Annotated in this window: 11 protein-coding genes; 2 read left to right on the forward strand and 9 right to left on the reverse strand. The window is 53.0% G+C overall.

Annotated features, from left to right (window positions below; translation table 11 throughout):
- Nucleotides 1-160: 160 nt before the first annotated feature.
- Together xerC and A8F97_RS20120 are read right to left on the reverse strand one after the other, a co-directional pair.
- Entirely contained in the window at nt 161-1,204 is a 1,044-nt protein-coding gene (gene xerC / locus A8F97_RS20115; RefSeq protein ID WP_069704209.1) for a site-specific tyrosine recombinase XerC, read from the reverse strand.
- Nucleotides 1,205-1,249: 45 nt separating this feature from the next.
- Nucleotides 1,250-4,129: a CHC2 zinc finger domain-containing protein gene (locus A8F97_RS20120; protein WP_069704210.1), complete on the reverse strand. Its 2,880-nt coding sequence runs from the start codon at nt 4,127-4,129 to the stop codon at nt 1,250-1,252.
- 113 nt (nt 4,130-4,242) lie between these two features.
- On the opposite strand from A8F97_RS20120, the gene A8F97_RS20125 reads away from it, so the two are divergent.
- Both A8F97_RS20125 and A8F97_RS20130 read left to right on the forward strand, forming a co-directional pair.
- Nucleotides 4,243-4,644: a helix-turn-helix domain-containing protein gene (locus A8F97_RS20125; protein ID WP_069704211.1), complete on the forward strand. Its 402-nt coding sequence runs from the start codon at nt 4,243-4,245 to the stop codon at nt 4,642-4,644.
- A 78-nt stretch (nt 4,645-4,722) separates the two neighbouring features.
- Complete coding sequence (locus A8F97_RS20130) at nt 4,723-4,947, forward strand: SymE family type I addiction module toxin (protein ID WP_069704205.1); 225 nt, start codon at nt 4,723-4,725, stop codon at nt 4,945-4,947.
- Nucleotides 4,948-5,016: 69 nt separating this feature from the next.
- On the opposite strand, the gene A8F97_RS20135 is transcribed toward A8F97_RS20130, so the two are convergent.
- The 7 genes from A8F97_RS20135 to A8F97_RS20165 all read right to left on the reverse strand — a co-directional run bounded on the left by A8F97_RS20135 (nt 5,017) and on the right by A8F97_RS20165 (nt 15,231).
- The gene (locus A8F97_RS20135) at nt 5,017-5,676 is read right to left on the reverse strand and encodes a hypothetical protein (protein ID WP_069704212.1); all 660 of its coding nucleotides are present in this window, start codon (nt 5,674-5,676) and stop codon (nt 5,017-5,019) included.
- The gene (locus tag A8F97_RS23710) at nt 5,673-10,955 is read right to left on the reverse strand and encodes an RHS repeat-associated core domain-containing protein (RefSeq protein WP_083255965.1); all 5,283 of its coding nucleotides are present in this window, start codon (nt 10,953-10,955) and stop codon (nt 5,673-5,675) included. Before A8F97_RS23710 ends, A8F97_RS20135 begins: the two co-directional genes overlap by 4 nt.
- A gap of 20 nt (nt 10,956-10,975) precedes the next feature.
- Complete coding sequence (locus A8F97_RS20145; RefSeq protein ID WP_033072542.1) at nt 10,976-11,893, reverse strand: DUF4123 domain-containing protein; 918 nt, start codon at nt 11,891-11,893, stop codon at nt 10,976-10,978.
- Nucleotides 11,890-12,846, reverse strand: coding sequence for a DUF4123 domain-containing protein (locus tag A8F97_RS20150; protein ID WP_033072541.1), 957 nt, complete (start codon nt 12,844-12,846; stop codon nt 11,890-11,892). The genes A8F97_RS20145 and A8F97_RS20150 overlap by 4 nt, the downstream gene beginning before the upstream one ends.
- Before the next feature lie 158 nt (nt 12,847-13,004).
- Nucleotides 13,005-13,703, reverse strand: a complete 699-nt coding sequence (locus A8F97_RS20155; RefSeq protein ID WP_014701857.1) for an ankyrin repeat domain-containing protein — start codon at nt 13,701-13,703, stop codon at nt 13,005-13,007.
- A gap of 65 nt (nt 13,704-13,768) precedes the next feature.
- Nucleotides 13,769-14,467: an ankyrin repeat domain-containing protein gene (locus tag A8F97_RS20160; RefSeq protein ID WP_082218665.1), complete on the reverse strand. Its 699-nt coding sequence runs from the start codon at nt 14,465-14,467 to the stop codon at nt 13,769-13,771.
- 65 nt (nt 14,468-14,532) lie between these two features.
- Nucleotides 14,533-15,231: an ankyrin repeat domain-containing protein gene (locus A8F97_RS20165; RefSeq protein ID WP_033072539.1), complete on the reverse strand. Its 699-nt coding sequence runs from the start codon at nt 15,229-15,231 to the stop codon at nt 14,533-14,535.
- Nucleotides 15,232-15,265: the final 34 nt, after the last annotated feature.

Consider the following 15,265-nt stretch of genomic DNA (forward strand, 5'->3'; position numbering starts at 1 on the left):
ATGACGTTCGGCCAGCAACGATGCTTGCAGAGCGTGATGACGGTGAGCGCTGGCCGGGCGACATTTACCGCCGGAGTGCCTTAGCCACATAAGGCAAGCGGTGCGCCACGGACGGCGCAGCGTTTGCCCTGCACCGTCCTGCGATGTTGAAGAGAGTGAGCTACTTTTTCGGGCTGTCCGGCTGCGGTGGGGTGTCCGGTTTGCGTTTCTTCCTGCGTCGCGTTTTCGGTTTCTGCTCTGCCGGATGGGTTTTCTCATGCACCGCTTTCAGATGCCCGATAGCAACCCGCGTGTAGACCTGCGTGGTTTCCAGCTTTTCATGACCTAAGATAGCTTGTATGTGTCGTGTGTCTGCGCCGTTCTCCAGCATCTGCGTTGCCATCGAGTGCCGGAACACATGACACGCCCCGGCTTTTTTCAGGTGCGCGTCATCCCGTATTGCCCGGCCTGCCAGTATTGTCAGCGTAGCCCGTCCCAGTCGCTTGCCCCATATTGTGACGAACAGATAGCCGCTGTCGTGCTTCGTCGTCAGTCTTGGCCGCACCGCATCCAGATAACGTTGCACCCAGACCAGCGCCCGCAGGCCAACCGGAACCACCCGGTCTTTGTTGCCTTTGCCCTGTCGCACCACCAAAACGCCGCGCCCCACGTCCACATCGTCCAGCATCAGCCCGGCCAGCTCTGAACGTCTTAGCCCGGTGCTCCACAGCATTTCCAGCACTGCACGGTTACGCAGTCCGGTTAACGTCTCGGTGTCCTGTGCGTCCATCACCGCCTCGGTTTCTTCCTCGCTCAGTATCTGCGCCGGAAGTCGTTTCTCCGCTTTCGGCAGCGTCATCTGTTCGGCGGGGTTGTACAGGATATGGTGGCGTTGCAGCAGCCAGCGGAACAGCATCCTGATGGACGTCAGGCGGTTAAGCTGCCCGCCCTGTACCAGCGGCTTGCCGTCTGCCTTGCGGTAGCCGTGCAGATGTCGCTGATAGGCTTCCAGCACTGCCAGACTTACCTGTGCCGCCTGCGTGAGTCCCCGCTCTTCACACCACGTCACGAACGGGCGCAGCCGTTCGCCGTACCCTTCCACCGTGCGCGGGCTGTGATTCGTGGCCGTCAGGTGCGCAAGGTAAGCGGTGGTGTACTGGCGCAGCGTCTGTGACAGGCTGCTAAGGTAAAGGGCTTCCGGGCTGGGCGATTTGGGTCGGGTCATGGCGGCGCGTCCTGCGGGGTGAGAAGAGAGGTTAAGGAAGAAGCGTTACGATGTGATGCGCTTAGCTGGCTTTGCCGGAACCGTGCTTTTGCCGTTAACCCGACTTACAGCAGGTGACGCCTTATCGGCTGCGGCTTGGCGTGGTTTTGCTGACCCAGACTTGGCCCCGACTTGGGGCAGACTTGACCCCGACTTGCCATTGCCAGACCCCGACTTGCGCAAGTCGTACCCGTCTTTTTCACTGACTTCCGGCTCGATTAACCCGCACAGGTGCGCCCCTTCCGGCACTGTGCCATCCCACAGCAGTTCGTACTGCAACAAGTGTCCCCGGCTCCCGCCATGAACCAGCAGGTATTCCATTTCAGCCAGTCGCAGGCAGTGCAGCTTAAGCTGACTGTCACTCCACTGCGTCGCGTTGCGGATATCCCGGCGGGTAAAGCGCACCTCGCCCGGTTTTTTGTTCTGCGCATGTGCTAACTGATTCACCATGCCCTGTATCAGTAGCAACAGCTTGCGTGTCTGTGGCGGCATTTCGTCCAGCGTCCGGCCTAATATCTCGTGCGCTAACCGATTCGCCAGCACGATGTCCGAACGCTCGACTTCGATATACTCGATAACCTGCCCACGGTGCGAGACGGTTTTAACCTCCCGCTGGTACTGGTGCAGCAGGGCGATGCTCTGTATCAGGGTGAGGTACTTCATATGGTCGCGGCGCGTGCGGGTTTTGTCGCTCAGGAACGTGAGCTGACTGGCGAACGGGTTCACCACTTTTAACGGCTTGAGTAACCGTTGCGCGTTCTGGTGCAGTTCGGTCAGATAGCCTTTCTCGTTTTCCATCAGCAAGCCTTCCAGCGTCTGCTTGTGCCGCTGCAAGGCGTGGATGGCTTCGGTCTGTTCGCGGGATTCGTTGACGGTGAGAACCAGACAGCGATTCAGCAGTTCTTCATCCACGTCGATTGCTGTGGTGGTTAACATCAACATCACCGGGCCTTTCACCGTGTACTGTTTGGTGACAAGGTTTCCTGTGGCATCATCTTTACCCGTACTGGCTATCGTTAGTTCTCCGTCACTCTGCAACAGCTTCAGCGCATACGCCGCCTGCCTGACGCCTTCTTCTTCCGCTATCGCCAGTATCTTGTGTTGCAGGTTGGTTTCGCCCAGATAGAACAGGCTTTGTCCCGTCATCGCGCTGTACTGCAAGCGCTCTTCCGGCGGTATCAGGTTCAGCACCGCATCCATTAAGCTCGATTTACCCGCCGCACTCGACGACTGGATAAGCACGGCCAGCGGCTTATCTAACTTACGGGAGACAGCGGCCAGATAACCCGCCACTAAGTTAGTGGACTCACCGACCACGCCACAGGCCGCAAGATCATCCGTCAGCCTGCCGATGAGGTTCGGGTCACGCAGCAACGCCAGCGCCTCCACTTTGGCGGCATCATCCAGTGCCGGCACGACCTCATCACCCGCTTCCGGCTGGCTCAGGTGCGCTTCCAGTGCCAGCAGTACACGGCCTAAGCGCTGTTTGATGTCGCTTTCTGCCAGCCCTAACTCACTGGCCGCTAACCGCGCATACCCCGCCCGGCTCCGCGCACTCATCATGTCCACGCTGTCCGCGAACACCACGCCGCTGGCCGTGTCGATAACCTGCGCGTTCACCTTCATTACACCGCTACCGACTTTCACCGACGCCATGCCCCGGATGCGCCACTGTTGGCCGGACAGGGCTATCTCAACTTCACCGTTTGGCAGGCCTTCAACCACAACCCCGGCTGCTAAAGAGGAGACAGGGTGAGACGGTTTTTCAGGCTGTGGCACGGATTCAGGTTCAGCACTCACCGCTTCCCCCATTGGCAACGCGCCGTCAACCAGTAACCCGAACGCCGTTTCCGGCTCCGCCACCTGACACAGGTAGCCGTTTGCATCCATGCCGGACGGGAACACCACGCGGAACGGCGTGATGCCCTCAGCGGCTAAGGACTCAGCCAGTGTTACCGCCGCCGTATTGCCTGCCTCATCGTTATCGAACGCGATAAGTACCTGTTTCACGCCGTGGCGGATAAACGACTCGCGCATTTCCTCTATGAACCCGTTCACCCCATACGCTGCCGTCACGTTGCGGCAACCTGTCACCCAGAACGACATCGCATCGATAAGTGATTCGCATAAGATGACCGACTTACTCGCGACTAACGCCTGCTCGTTCCACACCCCGCCGTGCGGCCCCGGCAGGTACAGATGTTTTGGTGTTCCGGCCCGCAGCTTGTCACACAGTTTACGTCCGTACAGCTCCCGCACCTGACCGTGACTGTCGATAACCGGAACCACTAACGACCCCGCCAGATGTTCATGGCCGCTGTCGCGCATTACCCCGATGGCCTGCAACTGCGCCCGGATGGCTGCGCCGTCTTTCAGCTTCTTCGACGGCAGACGATAGCCCAGCGTCCGGTTGGCGAACCCTAAGCGGAACTGCGCCACTAACTCAGGATGGTTGAGGCGACGCTTTTCCAGATACGCGATGGCCTCCGGCGCATTGAGCAGGGTGTGATGATAGAACTCGGTGACACGATGCAGTAACGCCTGCCGCTCTTGTTCATTCGCGATATCGGCAACAGGCGGTAACGCGGCTGTGACTGGCACTTCCCCTGACTCACGCCGCAGTTTATCGACCGCATGCGGCAGACTTAACCCTTCTGTCTTCATCACCCAGTCCAGCACCGAGCCGCCTGCATCGCAGCCGAAGCAGTGATAGAGGTTCTTGTCCGGCGAGATAACCATTGAAGGGGTTTTCTCCTGATGGAACGGACACAGCACCACGAAGTCCTTGCCGCGCTTCACCACCTTTCTTCCCTGACCACGCACCACCTCAACCAGTGACACGGCGGCTTTCAGGTGCTGCAACTCGGATTCGGGGATGCGTGCCATAAACGGATTTCCTCTAAAAACCTGTCAATAGGGTTTGGCTAAAAATAACTCGACGCCAATATACCACATAATGTAGTATATACAACATATCGTGGTAAAACGTGAGGTAAGTTATGGCTGTCTTATTACATTCAACATCGGTAACAGCTATGGCTATCAGTAACGAAGAGCGCGATTTCTTCATGGCACTGGGTGAACGCATCACCACCCTGCGTAAAGAGCGGGGTATCACACAGGCTGAACTGGCGGAGAAGCTCGGCGTTTCCCAGCAGACGGTTCAGGCATGGGAAGCCGGGCGCAGAAGGATTAAGGTTTCATCACTCCCTTCTGTAGCACAGATTTTTTCAGTTTCGCTTGAAGAGGTATTCGGGGAAGCCCCGGAGCCAGCGAGACGCAAGCGCGGCCCGGCCCCGAAGTGGCTGCAACAGATGGAAGAGATAGACAGTTTGCCGAAGGCAAAACAGAAGATGATTTCGGAGATGTTAAGCGCTCTGATTGCTCAGGCGCGTAACTGAAGGATAACTAGCGCGGCGAAGATGAGTTCGCACCTCACCCACGCCGCTCACCACAAGCAACTAAACGAGGTAGTTACTATGGCTAAGGCACATTCTAAGTCAGGCGTCACCGTTAATAAAGCAACCAAAACAGAGCGTTACTATACCGTGGGATACGCCCCGCATAATGGCAAGTCCAACCCACCCTCTGCCATCAACCTTAAAGGCCGCTGGCTGGAAGAGTCGGGCTTTATCACCGGGATGCCGGTGACCGTCACGGTGGAGCGGGGCAGGATTATTATTGAGACGCAGATTAATTTATAAAAAATAACCTGACCATAAAATAAAAGCCGGAAGGATCGTGTGATCGCTTCCGGCTTTTTATAAAAAAATCTAACTTAATTTCAATCTAAACAAAACGTTATCTGGTTCAGTATGTAACTTTGTTGTTACTATAACTTCATCATCATCCATAAGAATATCTTTAAATTTATAATGATATGCTAACTCATCAGGTGGAGTGACTAATATAACCTCATTAAAAACAACATCACCTGCACGCATAACTTTTAATGAAAGCTGAAAATCATTAATCGAATGATTACAAATAAGAGAACATACTAAATTCTGTTTTTTAAAAACCTTCTTTTTATGAACCCATTCATTTATGAACCCAGAACACTCAAAATCACTGATTGCATTAACTATAACATCTTTAGGCAAAGAGTATTTATCGTCAACCTTATCTAAACCATCCATGATAAGTTTTGAAAAGTATTTATTCAATTTCTCTTTTGTCGTATTCAGATATTCATCCTCATCAATAAATATCTCAACACCAAGAACATTGCTTGAGTTAACGTATGCTTCACCGCTTGGCTCTTTTCTACCAACAAAGCATACTCGATTAAACCCAGCGGTCTCACATCTAGCTTCCTTTACCTTCCGGCCAAGATAATTGCATAACGACCTAGTTAATTCTTTGAACGGATATGTTATTTCTTCGCCGTAATCTAGAAGCTCTGGATAGAGATATATATCTTTTAATATCATGGTGTCTTATGCCTTATAGGATCTAAAGTCTGTCTATGTTTATCAGCATTTTTAAGTTCCCATTCTAAGATTCTTTTCCTAGCTCCGGGACCCGCAGGCTCTTGGTGAACAACTCTGGCACTATATTTCTCTTTGCCTAATTCATTTCTGCCTACCTCTTTATTCCATTTACGGACTTGGGTATTTGCACGAGGAGAACTTAATTCACCATTTGGCCCGACTTTCAGTTTAGATTGGCTCACACCAGTTTTAACCACATTTCCCGTATCGTTATCGATAATCTCATAACCATGTTGGGCTTTCTGAGAGTTCTTGGAGTTACCGTGTGGCCCTTTCTTATCCAACCCGAACGGATCGACCCACTCCAGCGGATTGTGAACATACGCTTGAGGTCTAATGCCACCAAGTAAACCTATCGGGTCCGGCGATAAATACTGCCCGCTCTCTGCATCATAGTAACGATGCCGGTTGTAGTAAAGCCGCGTTTCTGCATCGTACAACTGTCCCTGATAGCGCAGTTCACAGTACACTTCTTCGTTGGCCGCATCCCCCAGATAACGTCGGAGGGGGATAGGGCGTCTTTCTTCACGGTGTGCGCCCCACAGACCCTGTTCGCCGCGCCAGTGAACGTCGCCTTCCTCGCTGCACAGCTCTCTGGCGGTGCCTGCCAGGTCGGTGACGATGTAGTGCAACTGCGTGTCGCCGCCTTGTGCCTCGACCTGTGCCAGTGGCCGGAAGCTGCCCGGCTCGTACACCCACTGTACCTCCCGTGCCGCTGACCCGTCCGCCCGGTACTGCTGCTGGCCGATAAGCTGGTCACCGTCCCAGCGGTATGCCACCCGCGCTACCGCCTGCGTCGACGGCACTTGTCCCTCACGCACCTTGTTGATCCTGCGACCAAATACATCATAACGATAGCGCCACCGTGCGCCGTCCGGCAGGCTCACCCGCACCAGCCGGTCCTGCACGTCCCAGTCAAAGTGGGTTTCCTTCGGCCTGAACCCCGGACGCGTTTCCCGTTTTACTGCCAGACGCCCGCAGTCGTCATACTGGTACTGCGTATGGCCCCGTTCGACTACCCGGCCCGCGGCATCATACCGTGCCGATGCTTGCACTACCGCATCCTGCACTTTTAGTGTCTGAGCCAGACCCGGCGCTATCTGTGACACCTCGCACAGGTTCTGTTCGCTGTCGTAGCCAAACAGGCGAGCCTGACGGCGGCGTCCCTCGTCACGGCGCTCCGCCGTGACCTGACCGGCCCCGTTCAATCGGAAGGCCTGTTCACCCCAGTGGCTGTCGCTGATACCGGTCAGACGGTCCAGCACATCATACTGGTAGCGGCGCTCCAGCACGTCATTGACGCGGCCATCGGCCCCTTCCAGCGCCTGACGCTGTAGCAGCCCGGTCGGACTCCATTCATGGCGTAATGAAAACCCGCAGCCGTTGCTGCGCCGCTGCTCTTCGCCTGCCGCGGTATGGCTGAACTGCAATGGCTGGTGTGAACCGATACCCAATGATGACAGGCGTCCCGACTGCCAGGCCAGTTGCAGCGGCGCCAGAATACCGTCGACCAGGGCACGCTGACCGCCGGCGTCGTAAGTGCTCTGTATCGCCTCGCCGTTGACCGTTTCCGAGGTGACCTGACCGGCCCGGTTATAGGTGTATTCTACGACGGCATCGGGGCTGGCGGCTTTGGTGAGCCGTCCCGCGACGTCATAGTCCAGTTCGGTGATGCTGTCCGTTTCCCCGTCGGCCCGACGAGCGGTGATACGCGTGATGCGACCAGCCACATCATGTTCGTAATGCAGCGTGCTGCCATCCGGTGCGGTACGCAGCACCAGACGGTCGGCCACATCGTAGTGATAGCGGTACACCCGACCGTCGTAATGCCGCTCTTCACTCAGTCGTCCGCCGTGGTCAAAGCTGTACGTCCAGTCCCGTCCCTGGCTGTTTGTTACGCCAGCGAACTCGGCTTCCGCATTGTAGTGGTAGTGTACCGTGGCCCCCAGCGGGTCGGTTGCTTCCAGCAGGTTATCGAACGCGCCGTAGCGGAACTGGTAGCGCTGCCCCAGTGCATCCGTTACCGCCGTCAGGTTACCTTCCACATCGTAACCAAACCGTGTCTCGCTGCCGTCTTCATACACTACTTTCGACGGTGACTCGCGTACGCCATCATACTCCCAGCGGCGAACCTGCACGCCCGCTTCATGCCCAATGTGCCGCTCTGTCAGGCGATCAAGGTCGTCGTACCGGAACATCACGGGTGGTGCATTATCTCGCTCAAGGCTACTCAGCAGGCCACGGCGGTTGTAGTGATAACGCTGCAACAGGCCGTCCGGAGCTATCACGATCGACAGTTGTCCCGTATCAGCATAACGGTACAGCCATTCACGCCCTTCCGGGTCGTTCACCTCGATAACCTGCCCGGCCTCGTTACGGTGGTAGCGCCATTCGCTGCCCAGTGGGTCGGCATAGGCGAGCAGTTGCCCGTTGCCGTCATACGTGTATCGATGTGTGGCTCCATCCGGCAGGGCCACCTCGGTCATCAGCCCCCAGTCATTGCGCTGGTATACCGTGCGGCCACCCAACGGGTCAGTCTCCGCCATCAGTTGGTTGTTGACCCACTCAAACCGGGTCTCGCCCCCGTCAGGCGTGCGTTTGAGCAGGATATTGTTGCGTTCGTCGCGCACATAGCTGAATACCCCGCCAAACCCGCTGTGGTAGTGGCTCGTCAGGGTATCGTCGTCATATTCAAAGTGACCCGGCCAGTAGCCTTCCGAGGTTCTGTCCCGGATTGCGCGGCCTTTTTTATCGTAATCGTGCTCAACCCAGGTCGAACCTAAATCCGACCAGCGCAACAGCCAGCCTTCCGGCGAATAGCGATAATCGAAGTTACGGCCCTCATCTGCACGCACGCTCAGTAGATGCCCGTGGTCATCATAGGTATAGTTGGCCAGCGTTTTTAATGGCTGACGCTGCGACGTACACAGCGTGAGTGCCGTAATTCTTCGGTGTTCTGTGGTGACATGAATCAAACGCCCGTCCGACAGCGTAACCCAGCGCAACTCGCCCAGCACCCATTCGAAAGCCACCCGATTGCCCGCCGCATCGTCGATAGATGTCAAACACAGTTGGAGGCCGAGTGCATATTCAAATCGATAGCGCAGGCCACCGACATGGTGTAGCACTAGTTCACCCTGCTGGCGGGTCAGTCGCCATTGCGGGCTTGACGGCGAACGGCTGAACTCTCCTTCATTGGGCAGGACAAAGAAGGCCTGATTGAACTCACCATCCGTTAGCGTAGCTACCCCATCGTCAAGCGTTAGGCTGATATCCCAATTGGTGCGCCACAGTGTCCCCAGTAAACCGGGGTGACGTTTTCCCGTAGAACGGTAATAACGTTGCAGTGACAGGGGGAGGGGACTACTTACCTGAATGTCAGTGCGCTGTTCCACCACGGCACCGGTAGCCATATCAACCGGATCGCCGTTTTTCTCACCTTTTTCCGGGTCAGTATTTGTTTTCTTATCCTGTGTGTTTGCTTTTTCCTGAGCGGCTGCATCACCCGGTTTAGGTTCAGATGTGGCAACCGCCGTTACGTCATGTGCGCCTTTAGGGGATTGAACCGTTTCTTTATCCTTGTCTTTGTCTTTGTCTTTGTCTTTGTCTTTGTCTTTGTCTTTGTCCTTGTCCTTTGGCGTGTGATTATTGTTTTGATTATGTTCACTACTATTGTCATTTTGGGGCGGGTTGGGTGTAGGTGTAGGTGTAGGTGTAGGTGTAGGTGTAGGTGTAGCGTTTGGCTGCGTTTCCGATGCGGGAGAATGAGGTTGCCCAGTTGGTGTATGGGAAGTCTGAGAAGTATGGGGCGATCCCGCCGCATTTCTTTCCCCTCTAGGGGCAATGCCAGCTCTATTCTTGTTCCCTTTCCCCCCAAAAAGGATCACTGACGCTAGCATTCCCGCTTCAGCAACCCCCAAGCCACCCGGTTCTGCTGCCCGTTGATTAAACTCGTCGATCTCTTCCTCGGTACGATAATCACCAGAGTCACCCTTTTGCACCGTCATCGCCGATAGCTCACAGCTCCCTTTAGGGCGTGCGCTTCCAATAACCTGCGTCATGATTTGGGGGATAAACTCAGCGAATTCGGCTTCGATTAAGAGCGTCACGCTGGTAAACAACGTAATTAACTTATCGAGGACATCCACCATCGCTTGGAAACTGTCCGCCATCAACGTGACTACCCAGCTTCGCTCTCCAGAAGCACCTTTCACCAGCAGGTCTAGCGCTTCTTTCATGGTTTCCAGCAGCGCTTTCCCCTTATCGGCATACATTCTGATATCGGAGCGTATGCCAGTCAGCCAAGTGACCACATCACCGTTACCCAAGCCCCGAATAATCTGAGTAGCTTCCTCAATATTCTGTTGCTTGCTGCCTTTACCACTTCTTAGTTTCCGCAGGGCTTTGGTAATTGCATTCCCACTGATTTTCAGCGCGTCCCCAACCCCGGGAACAAAACCGATAACACACAGCACCCCGTCAATCTGGTGCATGGTATCGTCCAATAATTCAGGGGTTTTATAGCTATACCAGCACCACTCCCCGAGGAAATACACATCCATCGCCTGACCAACTACGGGAATGCAGCCCAGAATGACCTCACAGAACAGCAGAACTGCGTTATCAATAGTGGACGCCTTGCTTGCCACCTCCGCCGACAGTCGGTGTTGAACCCGACGGATTTCCCGTTGGAGCTCGCCATTATCTCGGTGAAGCTGTCTTTCTAATTCCCAGAAACGCCTTAACGCCGGTTTGTATTGCTCTGGTATATTGTTGTTAGACAGTGGTATTCTCACCGACTGCTGGACGGAACCGTAATCCACAATCCCGTTATTTCTCAATATGATAAATAGGGAAAAGTACTCTCCGGCGAAGCGTGCATAGTCAGGGTTCGACATCAAGACCGGATTATTCTGCACCGTTTCCTCAGGGTCGAGCGTATCGCTGCCTTCCCCCAACAGCAGTTCATACGTGAGACACCCCATGTCATGGATGAAAAACATCCCGTTATCGTCGGTTTTGCCTCTTATTTTGTGATTATTGCTATCGGTTAACTCAAAAGGAGCATTCGGTATTGGCTCGCCCGAATCGTAATGGTAATGCACCAGTATTTCGCAGCCACAGGTGGTACAACCCCCTGAAATCTTATTATCCGTGGCAAAGTTACGTTTCGCGGCGTCCCCACTGGTAGCTAACGCGTTGCTTTTATCTTCACTCATGAAATGACGTCCTTTTTATTTTATGCTTCGTCCAGGTGGTCAATGGCGGCCTGATACAGGCGATCCATACGGCTTTGGGTGCCAAGGTATTCAGGCTGAACCAGAATGTTTTTTGCCCAAGGCTGATGAATGAATGCCGGCGAGAGCTCTGTCGCCAACGCCAGCCAGCGCACGATATCGCGATCGTTGTTAAAGCCATTGTGCTGCGCCAGTTCCGCCTGCTGGCGGGTAAATACCTGTAGCTCATCGTCAGAGGCGTGTTGCCAGTCAGTATGGTAAGTGCGCAGGTGTTCCATATAGCGCGCCAGATTCTGATGTTCAGCAGGCACCATAATGGCTTGCCATTGTTCGTCACTCAGTTGGCGTGGCAGGATATCTGGAATGGAATGTGGCTCACGGGTCGTGAGGTTTAAGGTCGTTACTGCGCCATCAGGAGAAATGTCACAGAAGCGAGCTATTGGGCCATAGAGTGCGCAGGTTTCTTGCGCGGAGCTGGCGGATAGCAGTTGATTCACTACCTGCCAGTCACCTACACGCAGGATGGCATTCTCCCCAGAAGGCGAGGCCACCAGGTTCCACTGCCGCAGGTGTTTCGTTACCTCAAGCAGTTGATCGAGCGGTGAATACGCCTGCATAAACCATTCCAGTTGCAGACCCATACCCCAACCGGGTTGGGTGACAATATGCTCTTTCACCTGCGGCCAGTTAGCGGCGTGAAGCGGGATGCAATAGGGCGATACTGACGCATGAACGCGCCCCGTTTCTCCCCAGTACAAACGCGTCTGTTCCAGGCTGCCTCCCCAGCGCTCGGCTAGCCAGGGCACGGCATCATTTATCGATGCCTCAGCGATAACAAAACAGCCTCCCTGGGCGATACGTGCTTGCCAGGCGGCGTTATCTTCCGGCATCCGTTCAAGGAAAGGTTGCGATACACTCACAGCGTGACCTCCGTTATGTCAGGTAACTCTCCCCGCATCCAACCGGGGCGATGGTAATTAAGCTGCACACTTTCAATACGATCAGGCTCAGATTTGAAAATCCGAATACTGTCGGCAATCGAATAACGTTCAGTCAGATGAATAAAGATCGGGTGCAAATAGAATTCGCTACCGAGCACCCAGCGATGAGCGGACCAGGCTTCACATTCCGCTTCGCTGGCTTTGGGATAATATTTCGCAGCCAATGCAATGCCGCTAATAAAGCGCGTTTTTACTCTTTCGATATCCAGAGGGAAAATACATTGCGCGCTGACAAAAAGAAAAAGCGCATTTGCTAGTCGGTGTAGGCGATTATCATTGGCGAGAAGATTATATTGATAATTCGTTAACTGGATTTGATATTCTTTATTAATTTCTACCTTTTCTTTGTTTTTGATTCCCTGTTGTGCGAACAACTGATATTCCCCATGTTCGTTATGCACTATGGGTAAATACAGGTTATTCAGCGGGCCGAGGAAATTCGTTTGAGCCGCAGGATCTAAGGTTGGCCACCAGGTCGATAAAATGTCTGGTGCATAGCTACGAAATAGTGCTCTTGTGCCATCAGGCCAGAGACAGAAAATGCGTTGCTGCCAAAAATCAGTCATCTGCTGTAATGTCAGTTCGCCATGCATCAGGATCACGCTACCGTGTCGCTCTGGCTGTGTATCGGTCAGCCAATGCAACAAGGTTTCTCCTGGCTTGCCTTCTTCTACTTTCACCACAATAGGGGCCCACATCTGCCAGTTTTCGGCATCCTTGCCAAAATGCAATTGTTGCCATATATCCGCCGCCGCAGGTTGAAAAGCCTGCCAATACTCAGGTAATTTGGGATAACTCAGCGGTGAAATAATCGCGTACAAAGGCGCATCAAGCTGGCTGATTTCAAACAGAGTATAACCGTTTGTCATCATCGTTATTTGCCTGTAAATAAATGAGATAACTTTAATTAAATGGACGTGTGTTAAGCCGCACAGCAACGACCAGATAATCAGGCTGATTATCTGGTAGAGAAGTACCGTTTATTTTTATGACGTAAAACGAGTAATACAAACCGTGCATCGAGAGGACATTACAGCGGTAACCCTTTTTCCCAACGTTCCCTCACTTCAGCGGGTGGAAGTGGTGGGAATTTAACGCTGCGATCCAGTAATAGCTGTTTTACCTTCAGTGCCCAAGGGTAATGGGGTGATTTAGGCGACATGATGGATAAACTGTCTTCAACGGTAAAAGCGAGATTACTACCCGTCTCATCATAAATATGGATATCTGCGCCTTGCTCTATCAGCCAATAGGTAATCTCATATTTATTCAGATAAGCAGCATAGTGGGCACTATTTCTTTTGGGGCCATCAACTAAATTCAAATCCGCTCCCCGTTCTACGAGCAATTTGATATCGGCCCAACGTTCCTCACCAATAGCACTAAATATTGCTGGCTGACCATGACGCCCAATGGCATTCGGATCGCCCCCTGCATCCAGAATAATGCGAAGCCAGTCCGGGTCTTTAGCTCCAGCGACTGAATTGACCGCACTATCACCAAAGCCGTCTTTATAGTTCGGGTCAACACCCAATTTAAGCGCCAGCCTGACCGCTTTTTTATTCTGCGTTTCATAAATTAGCCACAGCAGCGGTGTTACACCGTCTTTTCCCTGAATATTCAGGTTAACGCCCTGTGACAGTTGATGGTGTGCCGCCGTTTCATCGCCTTTCTGAATGCTCTGCAATACTGCTACCACTGGTGGTTCAAAAAGCTCACTCGCCCGCATACTGTGTCCTCCTGCCTGACAAGCGGTAAATAGTGGCAGGCACGCAAACAACCAATACCACCATTTCAAAGAAGTTCTCCTTTTTCCCAATGCTCCCGAACTTCAGTAGGCGACGGCGGCGGGAATTGAACGCCGCGATCCAGCAATTGCTGTTTTACCTTCAGCGCCCAAGGGTAATGAGGAGATTTAGGCGACATGATCGATAGGCTGTCATGTACTCGCCACGCCAAGCTACTTCCGGTAGCCGAATATGTATCGAATTTTGCACCTTGTTCAATCAACCAATAAACAATTTCGTATTCGTTTACATAAGCGGCATAAAGGGCGCTATTTCTTTTATTTTGATCGGCTAAATTCAGATCGGCACCTTTCTCAACGAGTAATTTAATATCAGCCCAGCGTTGTTCATTAATAGCACTAAATATTGCAGGCTGACCGCGACGACCAATCGCATTCGGATCGCCTCCTGCATCCAGAATAATATGAAGCCAGTCTGGATCTTTAGCCCCAGCGACGAAATTGACCGCACTGTCGCCAAAGCCGTCTTTATAGTTCGGATCGACGCCCAGTTTAAGTGCCAGCCTGACGGCTTTTTTATTCTGCGTTTCATAAATTAGCCACAGCAGCGGGGTTACCCCTTCTTTTCCCTGAATATTCAGGTTAAGGCCCTGTGACAGTTGATGACGAGCTGCTGTTTCATCGCCTTTCTGAATGCTCTGCAATACCGCCACGACAGATGGCTCAAAAAGCTCACTCGCCCGCATACCGTGTCCTCCTGCCTGACAAGCGGTTAACAGTGGCAGATAGGCAAGCAGCCAATACCACCATTTCAAAGAGGTAGTCCTTTTTTCCAACGTTCCCTCACTTCAGCAGGCTGCAACGCTGGAAATTTAACACCACGATCCAGCAATAGCTGTTTTACTTTCAGCGCCCAAGGATGATGAGGCGATTTAGGTGACATGATGGATAAGCTGTCTTCAACGCTCCAGGCTAAGCTAGCCCCCGTAGCCGAGTAGGTATTAACATTAGCGCCTTGCTCAATCAGCCAATATGAGATTTCATACTGGTTAAGATAAGCAGCATAGTGAGCGCTATTGGTTTTTTGCTCGTCAGTTAAATTTACGTCAGCCCCACGTGCCACCAGTAATTTTATGTTGGCCCAGCGTTCTTCGTTAATGGCACTAAATATTGCTGGTTGCCCAAGGCGTCCAATGGCATTCGGATCGCCTCCTGCATCCAGAATAATACGAAGCCAGTCAGGATCTTTAACACCAGATACTCGGTTCACCGCACTATCACCCGATCCATCTTTATAATTTGGATCGACACTCAGTTTAAGCGCCAGTGTGACCGCTTTTTTATCCTGTGTTTCATAAATCAGCCATAACAGCGGCGTCACGCCTTCTTTTCCCTGAATATTCAGGTTAACACCCTGCGATAACTGATAACGAACTGCTGTTTCATCGCCTTTCTGAATATCCTGCAATACTGCCACCACCGGTGGATCAAAAAGTTCGCTCGCTCGCATACTGTGTCCTCCTGCCTGACAAGCGGTTAATAGT

The organism is Pectobacterium parmentieri (genome assembly GCF_001742145.1).
Taxonomy (GTDB): Bacteria; Pseudomonadota; Gammaproteobacteria; order Enterobacterales; family Enterobacteriaceae; genus Pectobacterium; species Pectobacterium parmentieri.